Source organism: Archangium sp. Cb G35 (assembly GCF_001896145.1).
Taxonomy (GTDB): domain Bacteria; phylum Myxococcota; class Myxococcia; order Myxococcales; family Myxococcaceae; genus Archangium; species Archangium violaceum.
The window spans coordinates 167,173-187,569 of record NZ_MPOI01000015.1 but is presented as its reverse complement, the minus strand read 5'-3'; the positions used below and the strand labels follow the sequence as shown (position 1 = coordinate 187,569).

Here is a 20,397-nt window from a genome sequence, read left to right as displayed (position 1 = left end):
GGTATGAATGCTCTCGGGAACAGGGACTCGAAGCCCCGTTGTCGCCGAACGCCGCGCCCGAGGTGCGAGCGGAGTGATGTCTGTGCGAGGCCGCCGAAGGCCGCCATGTCCTGAGGGGGGGATGGCCGCCGTTACCTCGCTGGGGGGACTCCGCCCCGCTCCGCTTCGGGAAGAGCGCGTGAGGGCATCGTCCATGTCCCGAGGGATGGGGGGCCGCGCTGGGGGGCGCGGCCTCCGCCCATGTTTTCCGGGAGTCGAGTCCGCGCCGGGGGGCGCGGGCTCCTCCCACCTGTAGTCCTTCAGTCCACGTCGCGGCGCAGGCGCTCGGGGTCCACGATGGTGATCTGCCCGTTCTCGTACGTGAGCAGCCCCTCGCGGTTGTAGAAGCGCAGCCACTTGTTGGCGCTCTCTCGCGTCACCCCGCACAGGTTGGCCAGCTCCGCCTGCGTCAGCTTGGGGATGACGATGCCGCCCTCGGAAGCCGGCTGCCCCTGCGTCCGGGCCAGGTCCAACAGCACCCGCGCCAGCCGCGCCCGCGCATCCAGGAAGGCCGAGTCGTGCACCAGCTGGGTGACGCGCCGCACCATCCGGCTGAGCACCGCCAGCAACCCCATGGCCACCTGCGGGCGCTCGCTCAGGAAGCGCCGGAAGTCCTCCTGGTGGAGGCTCAGCAGGTGCGTCTCGTCGCGCGCCACCGCGTCCGTCGAGCGCGGCTCCCCATCCAGCAGCGCCAGCTCGCCGAAGGCATCGCCCCGGCCCAGCAGCGCCAGGATGACCTCCTTGCCTTCCGAGGAGCTCAGGCGGATGGCCACCTCGCCCCGGCGCACCATGAAGAGGGCCGTGCCCACATCCCCCTGGTGGAAGATGACCTCGTTCTTGCTGTAGCGCCGCTGCTGCAACAGCCCCGACAGGTGCGTCAGATCCTCCTGCGCGAGGTGCTCGAACATGGGAATCTGAGCCAGCAGCGACTCGTAAGACATGGGGGATGACTCCGGACGGTGAAGCGGGCGATCACCGGAAGTCTCCACCTCCTCGGGCCCGGGGCCAAACGTTATCGGCTTCACCCCGCGTGCGAATGCTCCCCCGCCTACACACCCTTCAGGTCGCGCCTCCGGCACCAGACCTCCGTTGACCCGCCAGCTCTCTTGCGGAATGATGCGCCGATGGTGTAACGCCGAGTTCAGCACGCGCGGATGCCCTGTCGTGTTGCTCGGAGCTCGACGAGCCCATGACCGCAGAGGCTCCCTCTTCCACTCCAGCCGCGCGCCCCCTGTGCCCACGTTGTGGGACGGTGGTGCCCCTCCCGGGCCCGGGCACCCAGATCGTCCGCTGTACGGGATGCGGTGCCGCCCTCCAGGTGAGCGTGCGTCCGGCGGAGCCCGCGGTGCCACCCCGTGCGCCCGCGCCCTCGTCCGGTGAGGGAGGAGCCCGCCCCCGCCGCCGTCCCATGGTGGAGGTCTCCGGCCCCCGCCGCGCCGAGGTACAGCCCAGGGTCACCTTCACCGTGGAACTGTCGCAGTCGGAGATCGACACGGAGCCCCTCGAGGCGGACACGGCCCGGCCGGCTCCGGCGCAGGCCCCGGCTCCAGCTCCGGCGCAGGCTCCGGTGGCCTCCACCCTTCCCCTCCCCGAGACCCCCTGGTTCGCCGAGGACATCGAGCGGCTTCCAGAGGCGAACGTGGAGCTCGGGAAGCTCGCGTTGGAAAACTTCGAGCCCTTCCCCTCGCTGCCCCAGCGAGCGCCCGTCTCCCATTTGCAGGGTAAATGAGATCAATCCAGCAGGCTGGTGCACTGACGACCGAGCCCGCAACCCCATGAAGCCCGGCCGGAGGTGGTGGGGTATCATGACCCCGCGCGTGGTTCGATGACGGCACGCCTCGAGGAGGGAGTGGAGGAAGCGCGATGAGGAACGCAACCAGCACGGAGCCATCGGCGGACTCCTCGGCGGACCTCCAGCTGGTGAGGCAGGGCTGCGTCGAGCTGGGACGCCAGGCCGAGAGCATCGCCGAGCTGGTGGTCCCCCTGCTGCGCCAGGCGACCCAGGAGCTCGCCCGGCTGGAGGCACAGCGCGACGAGCTGCGCCGGACGGGTGCGCCCCAGCAGGGCGTACTGCCCAGGTTGCTCGAGCGCATCGACGAGCATGCCCAGGGCGTCAAGCGCCTGGAGCGCGCCAGCCGCGGCCTCCGGGAGCTCATGACGGCGGTCGGCGGCCTGAGCGAGCAGTTCCAGGGCGCGCTGGCGCGCCGCGAGCAGGAGCAACAGGAGCAGGAGGCCATCACCCGCGAGGAGAAGCGGATGTGGCTGCAGGAGCTCAACAGCCTGCGCGAGCAGGTCCGCGGCCAGGGAGACCCCACGGCGGCCGCCCCCGCCCAACAGGAAGAGCTGCAGCGGCTGCGCGCCGAGAACGAGGCGATGCCCAAGCTGCGCGCCGAGCGCGACCGGCTCGCCCACCGCGTGGCCGAACTCGAGAAGAACCTCGCCACCCGGGAGCAGACGCTCACGGCCAAGGAGCAGACCATCGAGGATCTGCGCAGGATGATCGTCCTGCTCACGGGGGACGCGGCCTCCACCTCGGCGCCGTCCTCCCCCACCTCGCCCAAGCCCGTCCCGGCGCCCGCCAGCGTGGTCAACCTCTCCACCAAGGTTCCACCTCCGCCGGCCATGGCACCGGTCCCGCCCAAGCCCAGGCCGGCCGAACCCAGGCAGGCCGAACCCAAGCCGGCCGATACCATGTTCGGCAACAGCACCATGCAGCTGGCCCACAGCATGCTGGAGACGCTGGGCGAGGAGATCGAGGCCTCACCCCTCACCCCGCCTCCGGTGTCCAGCCAGCCCCTGGCTCCCGAGCGCCGGGTGCCGAGCATGGAAATCATGCTCGAGCCGCTCGACGATCTGGAGGCGCCGCCTCGCCCGTCGCTGCCGCCCCCCGTGCCGATGGTGCCGCCCGTGCCGGCCCTGTCCCCCGCGGCGGCCAAGGCCGCGGCCCTCATGCCCAAGGCGAGCGCACGCGTCCCGCCCACGGGCCCCGCGCTGACGCCCGCGCCCATCCCCGGTATGGCGCCCCTTCCCGCCGCCGTGCGCCCCGGCACGCTCGTCATCAGCGAGGACATGTTCGACGAGATGCTCATCGAGGACTCCGGTAAGAAATGAGCACGCCGTCCGGCAACCTCGCGCTGCCCGCCCGCTTCGGCCGGTATGTGCTCGTCAACCACCTGGGCCGCGGTGGCATGGCGGACATCTACCGCGGCGTGGCGCTCGGCGCCGGCGGCTTCGCCAAGCAGGTGGTCGTCAAGCGCGTGCTCCCGGAGGCCACCCAGCAGGAGTCCGCCGTACAGATGTTCATCGAGGAGGCGAGGCTGTCGGCGCTCCTCCAGCACATGAACATCGCGCAGATCTTCGACTTCGGAGAGCAGCGCGGCGAGTACTTCATCGCCATGGAGTTCATCCATGGCCGCGACCTGTATGACTTGATGAAGCGGGTGGCGGCCCGGGGACAGGGCATCCCCGTGCACCTGGCGTGCTACATCGCCATGGAGGTGCTCAAGGGACTGGACTACGCGCACCGCGCGCGCTCGGCGGCGGGCGAGCCGCTCCACCTAGTGCACCGCGACGTCAACCCCACCAACATCATCATCTCCTTCGAGGGAGAGGTGAAGCTGCTGGACTTCGGCGTGGCGCTGGTGGGCAGCTCCGGCGGAGACATCGCCACCAACGTGCGCGGCAAGCCGGGCTACATCCCCCCCGAGCAGCTCGCCCGCAAGAAGCCGGACGGGCGCGGCGACATCTTCGCCCTCGGCATCACCCTCTACGAGATGCTGTCGCGGCGCCACGCCTTCAAGCCCGGGGCGATCATGGACGTGCTCAAGCAGACGGTGGCCCTCAAGGCCCGGCCCCTGCGCCTGCAGGACGCCGCCCCCTTCCTGCCCGAGCCGCTGTGCACCGTCGTCAACCGGTGCACCCTCGCCAACCCGGACGAGCGCTTCCAGACAGCCGCCGACGCGCTCGACGCACTGGACGAGTTCCTGTTGTCCGCCGGCCTGCGCGTGTCCCAGCGCGACCTGGCCGCGCTGATGGCCAGCTACTACGAGCCGGAGGTGCGCGCGCCCCCCGTGCAGCCGCCCATCCCCCCGGCCCTCCTGGCCCAGGAGCCGGCCCCCGCGCAGCCCGCGGCCCCCACCTACGCGGTGCGCGAGCCGGGCGGCGGCCTCTCCCTCACGAAGCTGGGCGAGGACGACGTGCGGCTGCTCTTCGCCTCCGGGAAGCTGTCGCCCCAGGCCCAGGTGTCCCAGTCCGGCGGCCCCTTCCTCCCTCCCTCCGCCTTCCCCGGCCTCAGCGCCACGGCGGCCGCGGCCCAGGAGCGCCACGAGGCCCGGCTCGCCAAGGCCAGGCCGCCCCGCTACGCCGGCAACGTGGGCCGCGTGGCACCCCTGCGCGTCATGGCCCGGTTGATGCTCGCCAAGTCCACCGGCCGGCTCCACTTCGAGCAGAACCGCGCCCACAAGGACCTCTTCCTCAAGGCGGGGCAGATCATCGCCGTGCGCTCCAGCCTCGCCACGGACCGCTTCGGCGCCTTCCTGCTCCAGACGGGCAAGCTGTCCGTGGAGCAGTGGCAGCGCGCCGTGGAGCACACCCGCCCCTTCTCCGGACGGCTCCTGGACGCGCTGCTCGCCGCCCGCGCCCTCTCTCCCACCGAGCTGGCCGACTGGACGCGCGAGCACCGGCGCACCGTGGCCCTCAGCCTGCTCGGCTGGACGGGCGGCCGCTACGCCTTCTTCGAGGGCGAGTCCCCCATCACCGACGGCACCGAGGAGCGCCTGGGCGGCCTCGCCCTGCTCAACGAGGGCCTGCGCGAGCACTATCCCCTGGAGCGGCTGGTGCGCGAACAGGAGTCCCTTCGCCACAAGCCCCTCCACCGCAACCCGGATCCCCCCGTCTCGGCCGGTGACCTGGCGCTCTCGGCCACCGAGCTGCGCGCCTCCTCACTCCTCAACAAGCCGGGAAATACCCTCACCGCCGCGCTTGCGGAACTCAAGCGTCCGGAGGATGAAGTAGCCTTGCGCCGTGTGGCGCTGCTCTTCACGGAGGTAGGGCTCCTGGCGGCTTGAGGCGCGCGGGGGGGACGGTGGTATGGGACTCGTTCTCGGAATCGATCTGGGCACGACGAATAGCTGCATGGCCGTGGCCGACTCCGCCACGGGCCACGCCCGCGTCCTGCCCAACCGCGAGGGCGAGCGCACCACTCCGTCCGTCATCGGCTTCGATGCCTCGGGCAAGGTGACCGTGGGCAGCGCCGCCCGCCGCCAGGCCGTGCTCCACCCGCGCGACACCGTCTTCGGCGTGAAGCGCCTCATCGGCCGGCGTTTCTCGGACCCCGCCGTGCAGCAGCTGCGCCGCCTGCTGCCCTTTGAGCTGGTGGCCGACCCCTCCGGCAACGCCGCGGTGCGCGTACACGGCCAGGTGATGACCCCCTCCGAGGTCTCCACCCACGTGCTGCGCTACCTCAAGGAGAGCGCCGAGGCCCAACTGGGCCAGAGCGTGGAGGGCGCCGTCATCACCGTGCCCGCCTACTTCGACGAGGTGCAGCGCCAGGAGACGAAGGCCGCCGGCCAGCGCGCCGGCCTCACCGTGCACCGGCTCCTCAACGAGCCCACCGCGGCCATGCTCGCCTGCCGCTTCGACGAGTCGCGCCCGGAGAACATCGCCGTCTTCGACCTGGGCGGCGGTACCTTCGACATCTCCCTCCTCCACGTGGAGGACGAGGTGGTGCAGGTGCTCGCCACCAGCGGCGACAACTTCCTGGGCGGCGACAACATCGACGAGCTCGTGGTGGACGCGCTGCGCCGCATCTTCCTCAAGCAGACCGGCGTGGACCTGGCCCACAACCCCGAGGCCCTCTGGCGCCTCAAGGACGCCGCCGAGTCCACCAAGCGCGCCCTCTCCGAGCTGGAGCAGACGGCCATCGACCTGCCCTTCCTCGGCACCGGCGCCGAGGGGCCCCTGCACCTGTCCCTCCCCTCCTTCTCGCGCACCCTCCTGGAGAACCTGGCCAACCGCGAGCTGGAGCGGCTGCGCGCCCCCTGCGAGCAGGCCCTCCAGGACGCCGGCCTCCAACTGGAGGACATCCACCGCGTCGTCCTCGTGGGCGGCATGACGCGCATGCCCGCGGTGCGCGTCCGCGCGGAAAAACTCCTGGGCCGGCCCGGCGAGCGCTCCGTCAACCCCGACGAGGCCGTGGCCCTCGGCGCCGCGCTCGAGGCGGACATCATCGCCGGCACCTCTCCCGAGCTGCCCCGCGTGCTGCTGCTGGACGTGCTCTCGCGCAGCCTCGGCATCCGCACCGAGGGCGGCCGCTTCAGCGTCCTCATCCCCCGCAACACCACCATCCCCGCACGCGAGACGAAGGTCTTCGCCACCACCCTCGACCAGCAGACCCACGTGGACCTCGAGGTGTACCAGGGCGAGGCCCCCTCCGTGGACGGCAACCGCTACCTCGGCGAGCTGCAACTGGCCGGCCTTCCCGCCGCCGCCGCCGGCACCGTGCGCGTGGAGGTGGACTTCAACATCGACGCGGATGGCATCCTCCAGGTCACCGCCCGCGAGCCCGCCACCGGCCGCAAGGCCGAGGTGACGCTGCGCCCGCCCACCGCCGCCTCGCCCTGAGGAGGGTGCTCCCATGTCCCAGGACCCCTCTCACGACAGGAATCCCTTCGAGGTGCTCGGGCTGCAAGGCACCGAGGACCTGCCCGCCATCCGCAAGGCCTTCTTGCGCATCGCCGCGCAGTCCCACCCGGACCGGCTCCGCATGAAGTCTCCCGAGGAGAAGGCCCAGGCGCTGGAGCTCTTCCTCGGCGCCAAGAAGGCCTTCGAGGTGCTCTCCCAGCCGGACAAGCGGCGCGAGTGGAGCGAGCGCATGGCCCGGACGAAGCCGCGCACCCCGGCCGCCCCGGTGACGCCGCCCCCCGAGGCCCCTGCCGCCCCGGCCCCGCTCCGCCCCGCCTTCACGCCCGCGCACGGCGTGCCCGTCGCGCCCCGCCCCGCCTTCACCCCGGCCCACGGCGTGCCCGTCGCCACGCCTCCCCCGGGTGCCCCCTCCGGGACCCGGCCCTCCTCCGGCGTACAGCCCGCGGCGGCGGCGCTCCAGCTCTACAAGCTGGGCATGGTCGCCCTGGAGTCCTTCGACTACGCCAAGGCGCTGGACCTCTTCTCCAAGGCCGCCAGGCTGGCCCCCACGCCCCGCCACCAGGCCATGGAGCTGGTGTGCCGCGGCCACCAGTACCTCAGTACCCGCTTCTTCGACCGCGCCCGCGAGAGCTTCGAGCGCGCCCTCCAGCTCCTGCCCGAGTGCCGCGAGGCCCGCGTGGGCCTGGAGCTGCTCGACAAGCAATCCGGCCGCTACCTCAAGGGACGCTAGCGCCCTCCCCGGCGTCTCCCCCGGCGGCTGACGCACCACGTCGCTCCAAGCGAGGAGAAGTCAGCATTTTCCGGGATTCCGGTGGCTTCACCGGGCGGAGGACACCCCCTACCGCCTGGGTCATCTTTGTGAACTCAAGGTGAAAATAGAGCCCCCGGTTGGAAAGGCCCCTCAAATGTTGATAGACGGCCGCCCGGCAGTGGCCGCCGTTCGCCAGGCAACGATCGTCGTGTCGCGAGCCCAACCCCTCACTCTCCCCCAGGGAGGCCCTCGTGCAGCAGACGAACCAGAAGTGGGCGCCTCCGAGTGGTTGGACTCCTCGCACTGCCCCCATGCAGGTCTCGCGAGGTTCCATGAATCCTGTACGTCCATCCCACCTCAGACTGATAGCCGTCTTCATCACGACCCTCCTCGCGTCCGGGGCAATGGCGCAGGGAGTCACGGGCTCCGCGGTGACCGGAACCGTGACCACCCAGGACGGTGAGCCGCTGCCGACCGCCGTGGTCCAGCTGCGCAATGACTCCACCGGCACCACCTTCACCGCGGTGACCGGCACGTCGGGCAACTACCTGCTCGACAACATCCCCCCGGGCGGACCGTACACCCTCACGGCCAACATGGAGGGCTTCTACCCGGCGACCCGCAAGGGGATGCAGCTCGTGCTGGGGCAGCGCTTCAACATCGACCTGAAGCTGCGCCAGTTCGAGGAGTTCCAGGAGGAGATGGTCGTCACCGCCCAGGCGACCGACGATCTCCAGGATCAGGGCCGCACCGGCCCCTCGATGACCATGGAGTCCGAGCAGATGACCAGTCTGCCGCTCGCGGGCCGCAACTTCACGGACCTCATCTCGACCACGCCGCAGGTGAGCGGCAACGCGATGGCCGGCCAGAACAACCGCTTCAACAACATCCAGGTCGACGGCGCGGCCTACAATGACATCTTCGGCCTGTCGGGCTCCGGCACGCCGGGCGGCCAGGCCGGCGCCAAGCCCATCTCCATCGAGGCCATCCAGAGCTTCGTGGTGCAGGTGTCCCCGTTCGACGTGCGCTACGGCAACTTCGCCGGCGGCATGGTGAACGCCATCACCAAGAGCGGCACCAACGAGTTCCACGGCTCGCTCTTCGGCTACACGCAGAACAAGAGCCTCGCCGGCAAACAGGATGATCCCACGTTCCTGGGCTACAACATCTGGCAGTTCGGCGGCAGCCTCGGCGGCCCCATCATCAAGGACAAGGTGCACTTCTTCATCGCCACCGACCTGCAGGAGCGCAACTCGGCGTTCGGCAACCAGTTCCAGATCGGCGGCGTGAACCCGGAGGAAGACCGGGCCCGCGCGGGCTTCACCCAGGCCGAGGCCGAGCGGTTCAGCAGCATCCTCACCAACAAGTACGGCGTCTCCAACCCGGGCACGGCCCTGGCCACGCAGCTGCGCAACCCGGACCGCAACGTCTTCGCCAAAATCAGCACGGGCGTCATCCCCAACAGCTACCTGGAGTTCTCCTACAACTTCGTGGGCGCCCTGCAGGACTCGCTGACCCGCGCGCCCACCTCGCCGACCATTCCCAACCGCCTGCGCGACGGCTACCAGCTGTCCAACGCCGGCTACGCCCAGACGGTCAACACCCATACCGCCCGGGCGAAGCTGACCTCGACCTTCCTCGATGGCAAGCTCTCCAACGAGTTCCTGGCGGGCTTCTCCATCCTCCGCGACGCCCGCGATCCCTCCACGGACGTCCCGCTCATCCTGGTCAAGGCCGGCACGCTCGGCGCGAACGACTCGTGGCTGGCGTCGGGCGCCGAGCGCTTCTCCCAGCTCAACGAGCTGGACCAGGACATCTTCCAGATCCAGGACAGCCTCACCCTGGCGCTGGGTGACCATCAGATCACCGCCGGCACCAGCACCGAGTTCTTCCGGCTGCGCAACGCCTTCCTCCAGGCGGCCACCGGCGTGTGGGCCTTCAACAGCCTGGACGACTTCGAGGCCGGCATCCCGGCCGCCTTCCAGCGCCGCTTCGGCGTCAGCCCCCTGCAGGAGCCGGGCACGGCCGCCTTCACCGTGGTGCAGCCGGGCTTCTACCTGCAGGACAACTGGACGCCGTTCAAGAACCTGACGCTCACGCCCGGCATCCGTATCGACGTGCCGTTCCTGTCCGCCGCCAACACCAACGAGCGGCTCGTGAACAACGAGGCGCTCCCCATCGACACGGGCAAGGTGCCCAGCGGCAACATCCTCTGGTCGCCCCGCCTGGGTGTGAACTGGGACGTGGAGGGCAACTCCAACACCATCGTGCGCGGTGGCGTGGGTGTCTTCTCGGGCCGGCCGCCCTACGTGTGGGTGTCCAACGCGTACAGCATCAACGGGCTCTCCCAGGTGGAGCTGACCTGCTCGGGGGCGAGGATTCCGGCGTTCACCGCCGACCCCAACGCCCAGCCCTTCGACTGCGATGGCGGCACCAATCCGCCCACGGCGCCCACCAACCAGGGTGAGATCGACTACTTCGACCCGGGCACCAAGTACCCGCAGAACTTCCGCGTGGCGCTCGGCGCGGACCGCCGCCTGCCCTGGGGCCTCATCGCCACCGCCGACCTGCTCTACACGCAGGACGTCAACGGCTGGTACACCACCGACGAGAACCTGGTGAACCAGGGCCAGAACGGCGAGGGCCGCTCGCTGTACGGCTCCTTCGCCGCGTCGGGCTTCCGGGCCAACCCCATCCGCCGTGACTCGACCAACCTCGTCCAGGCCATCCGGGTGTTCAACAAGAACGGCGGGCGCGTCGCCAACGCGACCCTGCAGCTGCGCAAGGAGATCCAGGACATCCTGGATGTGAGCGTGGCCTACAGCTACACGGACTCGAAGGATCTCATCTCGATGACGAGCGCCCAGGCCCTCTCCAACTTCCAGTTCGCTCCCGTGGACGGAAGCCTCGAGGAGCGCAACCTCCGGCCGTCGGCGTTCGACCGCACCCACCGCGTCACCCTCACCGCCACCAGCAATCTGCCCCTCGGCTTCAACGCGGGCATCATCTACACGGGCCAGTCCGGTCTGCCCTACAGCTGGACCGTCAACGGTGACGTGAACGCGGACGGCATCAACGGCAACGACCTGGCGTTCATCCCGGCGGACCCCAGCCAGATCAGCCTCCAGGATCCCTCGCATTACGAGGCCCTGAACAACTTCATCAACAGCCAGCAGTGCCTGAGGGAGGCCAAGGGCAGCATCATCCAGCGCGGCGCGTGCCGTAACCCGTGGCAGAACTTCTTCAACGTCCGGCTCGGCTGGACGTCGCCGGAGTTCGTGAAGGGCCAGCGGCTGGAGCTGCAGGGGGACATCTTCAACGTCCTGAACCTGCTCAACCCGGAGTGGGGCCTCTTCGAGCAGGAGGCGCAGTTCGAGAACCACGGCTCGTCGTTCCTGCGCGCGGTGGGCTACGACGCGGTGAACAACCGCCCCGTCTACAGCTTCACCGAGCCCACGGCGGTGCGGACCACGGTGTACAGCCCCACGCTGTCGCGGTGGCGCATCCAGCTGGGCGCGCGGTACGTGTTCTAACCAGCGCCAGCTGACACGGTGTTGAACCCGGGGCCCTCCGCGAGCAATCGCGGGGGGCCCTTGGTTTTTTGTATAGGTGCCCGTCATGCCCCTGCGATTGAACGCCCTGCTGCTGTCCCTCGTGCTGTCCCTCGCGTGCGCCGCGCCCGGCACGGCCCTGCGTGCCTCTGGCTCCGAGCGTCCCGGACTGGAGTTGGTGGAGAGCAGCCCGGTGGAGACGACGCTGGACCACGCGGACATTCCAGACGCCTGGCAGGTGTGGCCGGAGATGGTGAAGGGGGCCACGCGGACGCTGGACGTGGCGCAGTTCTACGTGAGCAACGCGCCGGGCAGCCGGCTGGAGCCGGTGATTCAAGCCATCGAGGTGGCGGCGGACCGGGGCGTGAAGGTGCGGGTGCTCGCGGAGGAGAAGTTCTACGCGCAGTACCCGGAGACGCTGGAGCGGCTGGCGAAACGGCCAGGTATCGAGGTGCGCCGGCTGGACACGGCGAAGGTATTCGGGGGCGGCGTGCTGCACGCGAAGTACTTCGTGGTGGACGGGCGCGAGGCGTACCTGGGCAGCCAGAACTTCGACTGGCGCGCGCTGGAGCACATCCAGGAGCTGGGGCTGCGCATCCGCGTGCCCGAGGTGGTGCGCTCCATGGCGGACATCTTCGAGCAGGACTGGGCGCTGGCCGTGGGAGCCGCGGCGCCCAGGACGGCGGCGGTGAGCGGCCCGTTCCCGGCGAGCTACGCGGGGAGCACGGTGCATGTGACGCCGGCGCACAGCCCCGAGGGCCACCTGCCGGACCCGGCCACGTGGGACCTGCCGAAGCTGGTGAAGCTCATCGACGGGGCGAAGCGCTCGGTGCGGGTGCAACTGCTCACGTACAAGGCGAAGAGCCGTGACGGCGGCCCCTTCCCCGAGCTGGAGGACGCCTTGAAGCGGGCGGCGGCGCGCGGGGTGGAGGTGCGGCTGCTGGTGGCGGACTGGGGCAAGCGCAAGGGCACGATCGAGGGCCTGCAGGCGCTGCACGCCCCGCCGGGGCTGACGGTGAAGCTGGTCACCATTCCGCGGTGGTCCGGCGGCTTCATCCCGTTCGCGCGTGTGGTGCACGCCAAGTACATGGTGGTGGATGGGGAGCAGGCGTGGGTGGGCACGAGCAACTGGGAGCGGGACTACTTCACGCAGAGCCGAAACGTGGGCGTCATCGTGGAGGGTGAGGCGTTCGCGAACCAGCTCGAGCGCTTCTTCCAGGACACGTGGACGAGCCCCTACGCCACCGAGGTGGACCCGAAGGCGACGTACACGGCACCCAACATCAGCGGCACCCCGTGAATTTCCCCTCTCCCCTCGGGAGAGGGACGGGGTGAGGGTATCTCGTCCCTCGAGTTGAACCCCGAGCCCGTCTACCGGTGAATCACCGTCCGCCCGAGAGCCCGGCGAGCCGCGACTCCGCCCACTCGACCTGCTCGCCGTCACCGCCCGAGTCCAGGAACGCGGCCTTGTGCGCCAGGAAGCCCGTGAGTGCCTCGCGCAACGCCTCAGGGCGCTCCAGCTCCTCGGCGCACTCGGCGCGCCGGTAGTAGCTCTCCGCCCTGAGCACCTCGTCCTGCTCGCCAATGAGCCCCTGCGCGAGCCGCGCGTCGGCCTCCTCGAACCGCCCGAGGCCGAACAGACACTCCCCGTGCAGATAGTGGAGCTGAGACACCGGGATGCCGGCACCGTCCACGCCCAGCTCCTCGGCGCGGCGCAGATCGGCGAGTGCCTCCTCGAATGCCTCCTGCTCGAAGAGGCGCAGCATGCCGCGCCGGTACCAGGCCAGCGAGAACTCCGGCTTGAGCGAGATGACCCGGCCGAGCAGCGCCTCGGCGCCCAGGGCATCACCCGATTCCTCCCGCTCCTCGGCGGAGCGGAGCAGCTCTTCAATGGGAACGTTCTGGGATGACTGCATGAGAAGAAGGTAGGGAGCCTGGCGGCCCGGCGCCACCTCCGCCCCTCAGATGCGGGACGCGGCGACGGGCAGGTTCTTCAGGCGCTCCAGCTCCTCGCGGGACAGGGGATCCTCTCCGCGCAGGAACCGCTCCAGGTGGCTCAGGGAGTCGACACCGAAGAAGAGCTCCCCATCCACCACGATGGTGGGGACACCGAAGCCGTCCAGCGCGAGCAGCTCCTCCGTGTTGCGGCGCACCTGATCCTTCACCGCGGGCGTCTGCGAGGCCGCGAGCAGCGCCTGAGCATCGAACCCCACCGAGGCCACGACCTCGCCCACCCGCTCCGGCTGTAGCAGCCCGCCGCCTCCGCCCCACGCCGCCGCATACAGCGCGGAAACGAGCCGGTGCCGGGCCTCCCCATCCTGCACGGCCGCCGTCACCCGGAGCGCGAGCAGCGGGTTGAACGGATGCGCCGCGGGCATGACGAAGGGCACCCCGAGCTCGTGGGCGATCCGCCGCGTGTGCTTGTAGATGTAGAACCGCTTCTGCTTCACCTCCGCGGGCCCCGTCGTCCCGAGCGTGTTGAGCACCCCGGCGAAGAGCACGGGCAGCAGCTCCACGGTACGGCCATGACGCGCGGCCAGAGCCGGGAGCTGCGTCCACGCGAGATACGAGTACGGCGACACGTAGTCGAAGAAGAAGCGGAGCGGAGCACGGTTCATACCGCCGACTCTATGCCGCTCCGGCCGTCCTCTCGCGAACATTGCCAAAACACAGCATCAATCCAATAAATCTGGAATACGTGCCATTCTTGAATTCCAAGAAGAGCAATGTTACACGTGGTTCAACCCCATTCCCCCCTGAGGTGACATGAGGAAGCTCTACCTGGCAGTCACCACCCTGGTGCTGGCGGCGACCAGTGCCACGGCGGCGGACCGCATGAATCCCGCGGATGCCCGGCGCGTGCAGTCGGCCCGGGAGAAGCTCGTCCCCGCCATCGAGAAGGAGTTCGGCCCCAAGGCCCGGCTCATCCACCTGTATGGCCACGGCGCCAACACGCTGGCCGGCATCATGGCCGAGCCGCCCTCGGAGGCCACGGGAGACATCCCGCTGCTGGCCATCGTGGGCTGGAACGAGCGCACGGGCGCCATGCGCGTGGTGGACCGCGAGTTCAAGTACCGCGAGGCGCGCTCCGTGGGCACGCAGGTGGCACTGCTCGAGGCCAACGGAGACCTGCGTCTGCGCGAGGCCAACGGACGCACGCGGCTGCTCGCCCAACGCGTCGGGGGAGACCTCTTCCCCACGCCCAAGGGAGACGCGCTGCTCGCCACGCTGACGCGCACGGGCAACGAGGCGCACGAGACGTCCATCGGCATCGTGGACCTCACCGGCCGCGTGAAGGAGATCGCCGATGGCCCCGGCGTGGACGCCATGCCCAGCATCTCGCCGGACGGCAAGACGGTGGTGTTCGTCTCCGGCCGCACCACGGTGGCCTCCTTCTTCCGCACCACCGTGGACGGCGCCGAGCCCGTGCAGCTCACCAACAAGGGCCTCTCGGCCTGGCTGTTGAGCCAGGGCGAGCCCGCTGACTTCGTCCCTCCGCCCGTCTCCAACTACGCCATGGAGTGGGTGGACGACGACACGCTCCGCTACAACGCCGGCGGCGGCGAGTTCTGGAAGCTCAACGTCCGCACCGGCGAGGCGTCGCCGGACCTGGGAGGTGGAAAGTGAATCGCACGCTGAAGACCCTCGGCGCCACGCTGGCCGGCGCGCTGCTCGCGCTCCCGCTGGCCTCGCAGGCCGGGACGCTGTTCCGCTTCCCCATGTCCATGCTCTCCGACCAGTGCGCCAACGGCGGCTGCGTGGTGAGCGCGTACATGGACCACGCTGGCAGGGACTACGCCTGCGGCACCGTCCGCTACAGCGGCCACACGGGCACCGACTACGCCCTCGCGGGCGGCTTCACCAAGATGGACTACGGCGTGTGGGTCATCTCCGCCGCGGGCGGCACGCTGGAGTCCTCCGTCGACGGCTACTACGACCGCTGCAACTACTGGAACCAGAACGACCCGTACGCCGCCTGTGGCCTGTACACGGCCAACTACATGATCATGCGGCACGCGGATGGACGGAAGAGCAAGTACTGGCACCTGAAGAAGGGCACCCAGCAGTACGCCCGCGGCGCCTCCATCCCCTGCGGCAACTGGATCGCCCGCGTGGGCTCGTCCGGCGCCTCCACCGGTCCGCACCTGCACTTCGAGTTCTGGGATCCGACCTGGGGAACCGATGACCCCTACGCCGGCTCGTGCGGCGGCCCCATCTCGCTGTGGACCTCGCAGGGCGCGTACCGCGGTCTGCCGGGCATCACCTGCCAGTAGTCACGGGCAGGGCGCGCAGGGTGTCCACCACCCTGCGCAGGTCCTCCTCGAAGTAAGCCCGAGCCTCGGCGCGGCTCCGCTCGTCCGGCATCCGCAGCAGCGCCGAGGGGTGGAACGTCGCCATCCACGCCTTCGCCCAGGGCGTCTCGAACACCTGCCCCCGGCTCAGGTTGATGCGGAAGCCGGGCCCCAGGAACGCCTGCGCCGCCGTGGCGCCCAGGCAGACGATCATCCGGGGCCTCACCGCCGCCACCTCCGCCTCCAGCCACGCCTTGCACGCGAGCACCTCGCGCCGCCCCGGCTTCGCGTGCAGCCGCTGCTTCTCCTCTCCCGTCCACCCGAAATGCTTCACCGCGTTGGTGACGTAGAGCTCCTCGCGCCGCAGCCCCACCCGCTCCAGCACCTCGTCGAGCAACTGCCCCGCCGGGCCGATGAAGGGCCGGCCCTCCCGGTCCTCCGTGTCCCCCGGCTGCTCCCCCACGAGCATCACCGCCGCCGAGGTGGGGCCCTCGCCGAACACCGTCCGGGTCGCGCGCTCGTGCAGCGGACACGCCCGGCACTGCTTCGCCGCCTCCGCCAGCGCGGGCAGCTCCCGGCTCGCGGGGAGGAAGCGGCTCGCCTCGGACGGCTCCAGCCTGGGGGCCACCATGGACGCCGTGCGCTCCGGCGCCTTGCGCACCAGCTCCGGAATCAGCCGCGCCTCCGGCAGCGTCGCCCAGTGCTTCTTCGGCATCTCCGCGCGCATGGCCCGCACATTCAGCCGCGCCGGGTTGAACGTGGACACGTAGTACGCCGACCACAGCTCCTCCAGCGCGTCTCCCTCGGGCGCCTCCGAGCGGGGGACTCCCTTGCCGAACGTGAGCCGCTCGAGGTCCCAGTGCACGCAGGCATCCGGCGTGAGGATGCTCCAGCGCATCGACGGGAAACGCCGGGCGAAGAAGGGCGCCACGTACGAGACGATGAGGTGGTCCGGCCGGTGCCACGCGACGAAGTGCTCCTGCCCCTCGCGCTCCACCCGCCGGAAGCGCACGAAGGCCTTCATCTTGTGCGCGTCCCGCGTGACCGACTTCTCCATGCTCGTCAGCCGGTACACGTCCGCGTCGCTCACCACCTCCAGCAGCCGCCGCTCCCCATGCGTGAGCCGCCACAACACCCGGTAGAGCAGCGCCCACCGCTCCGGCGAGCGGTGACACGCCACGCGCCCGGCGAGCTCCAGGAAGGCCCCTGGAACGGACAGCGCTGGCCCCGGCGCGACGTCCGCCACGGACTCCGTCTCCAGCAACGAAGCCTGCCGCTGCCGTGCTTCCTCGAAGAGCACCTGCTCCGGAGGCACACCACGCGCGAGCAACCCCCTCGCCACCGAGCGGAAGGAGCCGAGGTCCTGCCCCACGCCCACCCGCGTCACAGCTCCCCCGTGCGGGCCACCACCGCGGTGGAGAAAAGCGAGAGCTGCTCGGCGCCAGGCCGTACCCGCTCGGGAAGCCGGGGCGAGTCCAACAGCGCCGTGGGCCGGTGGTCCGCCGTCACGATGAAGGGCTTCACCTTGTTGAGCGGCACGCGCAGCCGCGCCAGGTCCTCGAGCGTCAACGTGTGCCACTTCCGGATGCGCAGCAGCCTGTCCACCGTGCGCACGCCCAGGCCCGGGACGCGCAGCAGCCGCTCCCGCGGCGCGCGGTTCACATCCACCGGGAAGGCCTCGCGCCGGCGCAGCGCCCAGGCCAGCTTCGGGTCCATGTCCAGCGCGAGATCGGGCTGCTCGGCGGGGAGCAGCTCCCCCAGGTGGAAGCCGTAGAAGCGCATCAACCAGTCCGCCTGGTAGAGCCGGTGCTCACGCACCAGCGGCGGAGCCTTCGCGGGCAACCGCGCATCCACGAGCGGAATGGGGCTGTAGGCCGAGTAGTACACCCGCTTGAGCCGGTAGCGCGTGTAGAGCTGATGCGCGGTGTCCAGGATGACGGCGTCCGGCGTCGGCGTGGCACCCACGAGCATCTGCGTGCTCTGGCCCGCGGGCGCGAAACGAGGCGCCTTCGGACTCTCCTGGCGCTCGGCCTTCGACTGCTCCACGCGGACGTGGATCTCCCGCATCGTCTCGCCCGTGACGGCGAAGCTCTTCTCCGGCGCGAGCTTGCTCAAGTCCGCCTCCGTGGGCAGCTCGATGTTCGCGCTCAACCGGTCCGCGAACCGGCCCGCCTGGTCGATGAGCTCCTGGGAAGCGCCCGGCACGGCCTTGAGGTGGATGTAGCCCTGGAACTGGTGCTGCTCGCGCAGCGTGCGCGCCACCTGGACGAGCTGCTCCATCGTGTAGTCCGGGCTCTTGAGGACTCCGGAGCTGAGGAACAGTCCCTCGATGTAGTTGCGCTTGTAGAAGTCGAGCGTGAGCCGCACCACCTCCTCGGGGGTGAAGCGCGCCCGGGGCGTATCGCTGGAGATGCGATTGATGCAGTACTGGCAATCGTAGATGCAGAAGTTGGTGAGGAGGAGCTTCAGCAACGACACACACCGGCCATCCGGCGTGTAGCTGTGGCAGATACCCATGCCCTCCACGCTGCCGAGCCCGCCTGGCGTGGACTTCCGCTTGCCTCCACTGCTCGCGCAGGAAGCGTCGTACTTCGCGGCATCGGCGAGGATCTCCAGCTTCTTGCGCACGTCCATGGAGCCCTTCCCTTAACGGGCGCGCGCTCACCGAGCATCCCAGATCAGATTCACCCGAGCTCGCCCGCTCCCTCCCGCCCCACCCTCCGGTCCGAGGCTCCCGCGCGCTTCCGGACACGTGCCCTTCAGGGCATTGCGACACGTGCTCCGAACTGGAATTCATGCGCCGCGCTCGCGGTGCTTCCTGGCCGCGAGCAGGGGGGGACACACCATGACGACCAGGCTTTCGAGCTTCCCACCCGGAGCGGGCCGCCGCTCACAACCGCGCCGAGCCCTGTCTGTCTGAACGCACCACCACGTGGAGGGAAGCACAATGCCAGCCATTCATGGATTCTTGCTACGCAATGGGGAAGGGACCCCGTTGGGCCAGTATGTCCCGACGGGCAAGTTCGGAAGGCTCTTCCCCTCGCTCCAACCCCTGACGCCGCCGCCCGAGGCCCTGGATGAGCTCGGCCGCGCGATGAAGGACGCCTCCCCCGCCGACCCCAAGGGGGACAACGAGGACGTCCCCGCTGGCTACACCTACCTCGGCCAGTACATCGACCACGACATCACCTTCGACACCACCCCCATCCAGGAGGTGCTCGTCGATCCCCTGGCCCTCCACAACTTCCGCACCCCCGCGTTGGACCTCGACTCCCTCTACGGCAGGGGTCCAGCCGACCAGCCCTTCCTCTACCAGCTCGCTCCCAACGACGCCCTCTTCGTCATCGGCAAGACCAGCCCCAACCCCGGCGGCGGAGACCCCACCCTCAAGCCGTCGCTCGACTTCGATCTCCCGCGCGGCCCCCAGGGACTCGCCGTCATCGGAGACCCGCGCAACGACGAGAACATCGTCGTCGCCCAGATGCATCTGGCGTTCATGCGCTTCCACAACAAGATCGTCGAGGGCCTCAAGGATGGCACCGTCAAGCCGCCCTCGGCCGTCCGGCGCGGTCTGTTCGAGGAGGCCCGCCAGCTCGTCATCTGGCACTACCAGTGGATCGTCCTGCACGACTTCCTGAAGCGGTTGGTGGACAAGGAGGTGCTCGAGGAGGTGCTCGAGAAGGGCCGCGCCTTCTACCGCCCGCACCGCGACGCCTTCATCCCCGTGGAGTTCTCCGCCGCCGCGTACCGCCTGGGCCACAGCATGGTGCGCGAGGGCTACGACTACAACGAGGTCTTCACCTTCAAGCCGGGGCCCCGCCGGCGCGCGACGGCCTCGCTCGCGCTGCTCTTCCGCTTCTCCGGGCGCTCGGGCACCAACGTGCCCATCCCCAGCGATTGGATCATCGACTGGCGGCGCTTCTTCCAGTTCGCTGGAGACGGGGTGACCGCGGGCCTCAGCCGCCGGCTCGACCCGTTCCTCGCGCCCACCCTCTCCGAGATTCCCGACGGCGGCGTCCTGCCCGGCGTCAACCTGCCCATCGCCAACCTCCGGCGCGGGCGCAGCCTCGGCCTGCCCTCCGGACAGAACGTGGCCCGCCGCATGCGCATCAAGCCCCTCTCCCCCGAGGACATCGCCAAGGGGCCCGATGGGCAGGTGGCCGCCAAGCACAACCTGCACCTGGAGACCCCGCTCTGGTACTACATCCTCAAGGAGGCCGAGCAGCGCGGGGACGGCAAGCGGCTCGGGCCCGTGGGCAGCCGCATCCTCTCCGAGGTCTTCGTGGGCCTGCTCGAGCACGACTCCAGCTCCTTCCTCGCCAGCAACCCGCAGTGGAAGCCCACGCTGCCCTCGACCAAGCCCGGCCACTTCACCATGGCGGACATGCTGCGCTTCGTGGGCGACCTGTCGCCGATCAACGACCCGAAGAACCTGACGAGCCCGTGAGATGAGCCGTCCATGAGGGAGATGTGACCCGGCCGGGGGGGAGCACCTCCGGCCGGGTGTTTCATGCGCTGGCCAGTCCGGGACTTCAGCCGCCCACGGGGCCCAGGTCCGTCGGCTGGCCCTGGACCCATTGCACGCCCCGCTGCGCCCGGTAGTCGGTGAAGAGGGACGCGACGATGGTGCTCGCACCCACGAGGACGTGCACCCAGGTGGCCAACCGCCCGCGGCGTGCGCCTCCGAAGAGGAAGGGCGCGGCGATGACGCCGAAGCTCCACACGTAGTCGATGGCCTCGTGCACCTCGATGGGGATGAGCTTCAAGAGGCTCAGCCGGTAGTCGGTGAGCAGCGCCACACCCAGACCCGAGCATCCCAGCACCAGGCTCGCCGTCCGGAACGCCCCCGGGTTGGACAACAGCCCGGCCCCGGCCACCGTCACCGCTCCCTTGTAGTCCATCACCGAGTGCAGATTCTGGGGGATGCGCCGGCGCAGGGGCAGCTTGCCCAGCAGTGGCATCGCGGGGATTCCGGCCGCCGCGCTCTTGTCGAACAGGCCCTTGCGCTCACTCACCGAGGCGGGGACATGAACCAGCTCTCGCGGATGCTTCGGTTCGTGGTGCGTGGTGTCCATTCTGGCTCCTTGGGAGAGATGGCATCCCAACGGTAGGCACCCGCGCG

16 protein-coding genes are annotated in these 20,397 nt (G+C 69.9%); 10 read left to right on the top strand and 6 right to left on the bottom strand.

Translation table 11 applies throughout. From position 1 onward, the window contains the following. Positions 1 to 299: 299 nt before the first annotated feature. Entirely contained in the window at positions 300 to 980 is a 681-nt protein-coding gene (locus tag BO221_RS39610) for a Crp/Fnr family transcriptional regulator (RefSeq protein ID WP_073566108.1), read from the bottom strand. Between the two features lie 311 nt (positions 981 to 1,291). Between BO221_RS39610 and BO221_RS39605 the strand changes: the two genes are divergently transcribed. The 7 genes from BO221_RS39605 to BO221_RS39575 all read left to right on the top strand — a co-directional run bounded on the left by BO221_RS39605 (position 1,292) and on the right by BO221_RS39575 (position 12,283). Then, entirely contained in the window at positions 1,292 to 1,768 is a 477-nt protein-coding gene (locus BO221_RS39605; RefSeq protein WP_143195952.1) for a hypothetical protein, read from the top strand. A 134-nt stretch (positions 1,769 to 1,902) separates the two neighbouring features. Further along, positions 1,903 to 3,150, top strand: a complete 1,248-nt coding sequence (locus BO221_RS39600) for a hypothetical protein (protein ID WP_073566106.1) — start codon at positions 1,903 to 1,905, stop codon at positions 3,148 to 3,150. Continuing rightward, a complete protein-coding gene (locus BO221_RS39595) occupies positions 3,147 to 5,105 on the top strand; it encodes a serine/threonine-protein kinase (protein ID WP_073566105.1) in 1,959 nt (652 codons plus the stop codon). The genes BO221_RS39600 and BO221_RS39595 overlap by 4 nt, the downstream gene beginning before the upstream one ends. Positions 5,106 to 5,127: 22 nt before the next feature. Next, complete coding sequence (locus tag BO221_RS39590) at positions 5,128 to 6,660, top strand: Hsp70 family protein (RefSeq protein WP_073566104.1); 1,533 nt, start codon at positions 5,128 to 5,130, stop codon at positions 6,658 to 6,660. A gap of 13 nt (positions 6,661 to 6,673) precedes the next feature. Beyond that, positions 6,674 to 7,411, top strand: a complete 738-nt coding sequence (locus BO221_RS39585; RefSeq protein WP_073566103.1) for a tetratricopeptide repeat protein — start codon at positions 6,674 to 6,676, stop codon at positions 7,409 to 7,411. A gap of 452 nt (positions 7,412 to 7,863) precedes the next feature. Then, on the top strand, positions 7,864 to 10,965 hold the full coding sequence (locus BO221_RS39580) for a TonB-dependent receptor (RefSeq protein ID WP_158079994.1): 3,102 nt from the start codon (positions 7,864 to 7,866) through the stop codon (positions 10,963 to 10,965). 85 nt (positions 10,966 to 11,050) lie between these two features. Then, positions 11,051 to 12,283, top strand: coding sequence for a phosphatidylserine/phosphatidylglycerophosphate/cardiolipin synthase family protein (locus BO221_RS39575; RefSeq protein ID WP_083682138.1), 1,233 nt, complete (start codon positions 11,051 to 11,053; stop codon positions 12,281 to 12,283). A gap of 82 nt (positions 12,284 to 12,365) precedes the next feature. On the opposite strand, the gene BO221_RS39570 is transcribed toward BO221_RS39575, so the two are convergent. Both BO221_RS39570 and BO221_RS39565 read right to left on the bottom strand, forming a co-directional pair. Continuing rightward, positions 12,366 to 12,899, bottom strand: a complete 534-nt coding sequence (locus BO221_RS39570) for a hypothetical protein (protein WP_143195950.1) — start codon at positions 12,897 to 12,899, stop codon at positions 12,366 to 12,368. Between the two features lie 45 nt (positions 12,900 to 12,944). Next, on the bottom strand, positions 12,945 to 13,601 hold the full coding sequence (locus tag BO221_RS39565) for a 2-hydroxychromene-2-carboxylate isomerase (protein ID WP_073566100.1): 657 nt from the start codon (positions 13,599 to 13,601) through the stop codon (positions 12,945 to 12,947). A 148-nt stretch (positions 13,602 to 13,749) separates the two neighbouring features. On the opposite strand from BO221_RS39565, the gene BO221_RS39560 reads away from it, so the two are divergent. Together BO221_RS39560 and BO221_RS39555 are read left to right on the top strand one after the other, a co-directional pair. Then, a complete protein-coding gene (locus BO221_RS39560) occupies positions 13,750 to 14,610 on the top strand; it encodes a hypothetical protein (RefSeq protein WP_233166465.1) in 861 nt (286 codons plus the stop codon). Then, positions 14,607 to 15,257 (top strand): M23 family metallopeptidase, encoded by a 651-nt coding sequence (locus tag BO221_RS39555; RefSeq protein ID WP_233166464.1) that lies wholly within the window; start codon positions 14,607 to 14,609, stop codon positions 15,255 to 15,257. The genes BO221_RS39560 and BO221_RS39555 overlap by 4 nt, the downstream gene beginning before the upstream one ends. On the opposite strand, the gene BO221_RS39550 is transcribed toward BO221_RS39555, so the two are convergent. Continuing rightward, positions 15,244 to 16,662: a UdgX family uracil-DNA binding protein gene (locus tag BO221_RS39550; RefSeq protein ID WP_073566099.1), complete on the bottom strand. Its 1,419-nt coding sequence runs from the start codon at positions 16,660 to 16,662 to the stop codon at positions 15,244 to 15,246. The genes BO221_RS39555 and BO221_RS39550 overlap by 14 nt on opposite strands. Then, on the bottom strand, positions 16,659 to 17,909 hold the full coding sequence (locus tag BO221_RS39545; protein WP_073566098.1) for a putative DNA modification/repair radical SAM protein: 1,251 nt from the start codon (positions 17,907 to 17,909) through the stop codon (positions 16,659 to 16,661). The genes BO221_RS39550 and BO221_RS39545 overlap by 4 nt, the downstream gene beginning before the upstream one ends. 361 nt (positions 17,910 to 18,270) lie before the next feature. Between BO221_RS39545 and BO221_RS39540 the strand changes: the two genes are divergently transcribed. Continuing rightward, a complete protein-coding gene (locus BO221_RS39540) occupies positions 18,271 to 19,722 on the top strand; it encodes a heme peroxidase family protein (RefSeq protein WP_233166463.1) in 1,452 nt (483 codons plus the stop codon). Between the two features lie 85 nt (positions 19,723 to 19,807). Here BO221_RS39540 and BO221_RS39535 read toward each other — a convergent pair whose 3' ends face one another. After that, positions 19,808 to 20,350 carry a hypothetical protein gene (locus BO221_RS39535; RefSeq protein ID WP_073566096.1) on the bottom strand — a complete coding sequence of 181 codons (543 nt, stop codon included), beginning with the start codon at positions 20,348 to 20,350 and terminating at the stop codon, positions 19,808 to 19,810. Between the last annotated feature and the right edge of the window lie 47 nt (positions 20,351 to 20,397).

Excerpts from the sequence above, each read along its gene's own strand:
- BO221_RS39570 (WP_143195950.1), bottom strand. The coding sequence starts at position 12,899 with ATGCAGTCATCCCAGAACGTTCCCATTGAAGAGCTGCTCCGCTCCGCC.
- BO221_RS39565 (WP_073566100.1), bottom strand. The coding sequence starts at position 13,601 with ATGAACCGTGCTCCGCTCCGCTTCTTCTTCGACTACGTGTCGCCGTAC.
- BO221_RS39585 (WP_073566103.1), top strand. The coding sequence starts at position 6,674 with ATGTCCCAGGACCCCTCTCACGACAGGAATCCCTTCGAGGTGCTCGGG.
- BO221_RS39600 (WP_073566106.1), top strand. The coding sequence starts at position 1,903 with ATGAGGAACGCAACCAGCACGGAGCCATCGGCGGACTCCTCGGCGGAC.
- BO221_RS39610 (WP_073566108.1), bottom strand. The coding sequence starts at position 980 with ATGTCTTACGAGTCGCTGCTGGCTCAGATTCCCATGTTCGAGCACCTC.
- BO221_RS39595 (WP_073566105.1), top strand. The coding sequence starts at position 3,147 with ATGAGCACGCCGTCCGGCAACCTCGCGCTGCCCGCCCGCTTCGGCCGG.
- BO221_RS39575 (WP_083682138.1), top strand. The coding sequence starts at position 11,051 with ATGCCCCTGCGATTGAACGCCCTGCTGCTGTCCCTCGTGCTGTCCCTC.
- BO221_RS39545 (WP_073566098.1), bottom strand. The coding sequence starts at position 17,909 with ATGGACGTGCGCAAGAAGCTGGAGATCCTCGCCGATGCCGCGAAGTAC.
- BO221_RS39535 (WP_073566096.1), bottom strand. The coding sequence starts at position 20,350 with ATGGACACCACGCACCACGAACCGAAGCATCCGCGAGAGCTGGTTCAT.
- BO221_RS39590 (WP_073566104.1), top strand. The coding sequence starts at position 5,128 with ATGGGACTCGTTCTCGGAATCGATCTGGGCACGACGAATAGCTGCATG.
- BO221_RS39560 (WP_233166465.1), top strand. The coding sequence starts at position 13,750 with ATGAGGAAGCTCTACCTGGCAGTCACCACCCTGGTGCTGGCGGCGACC.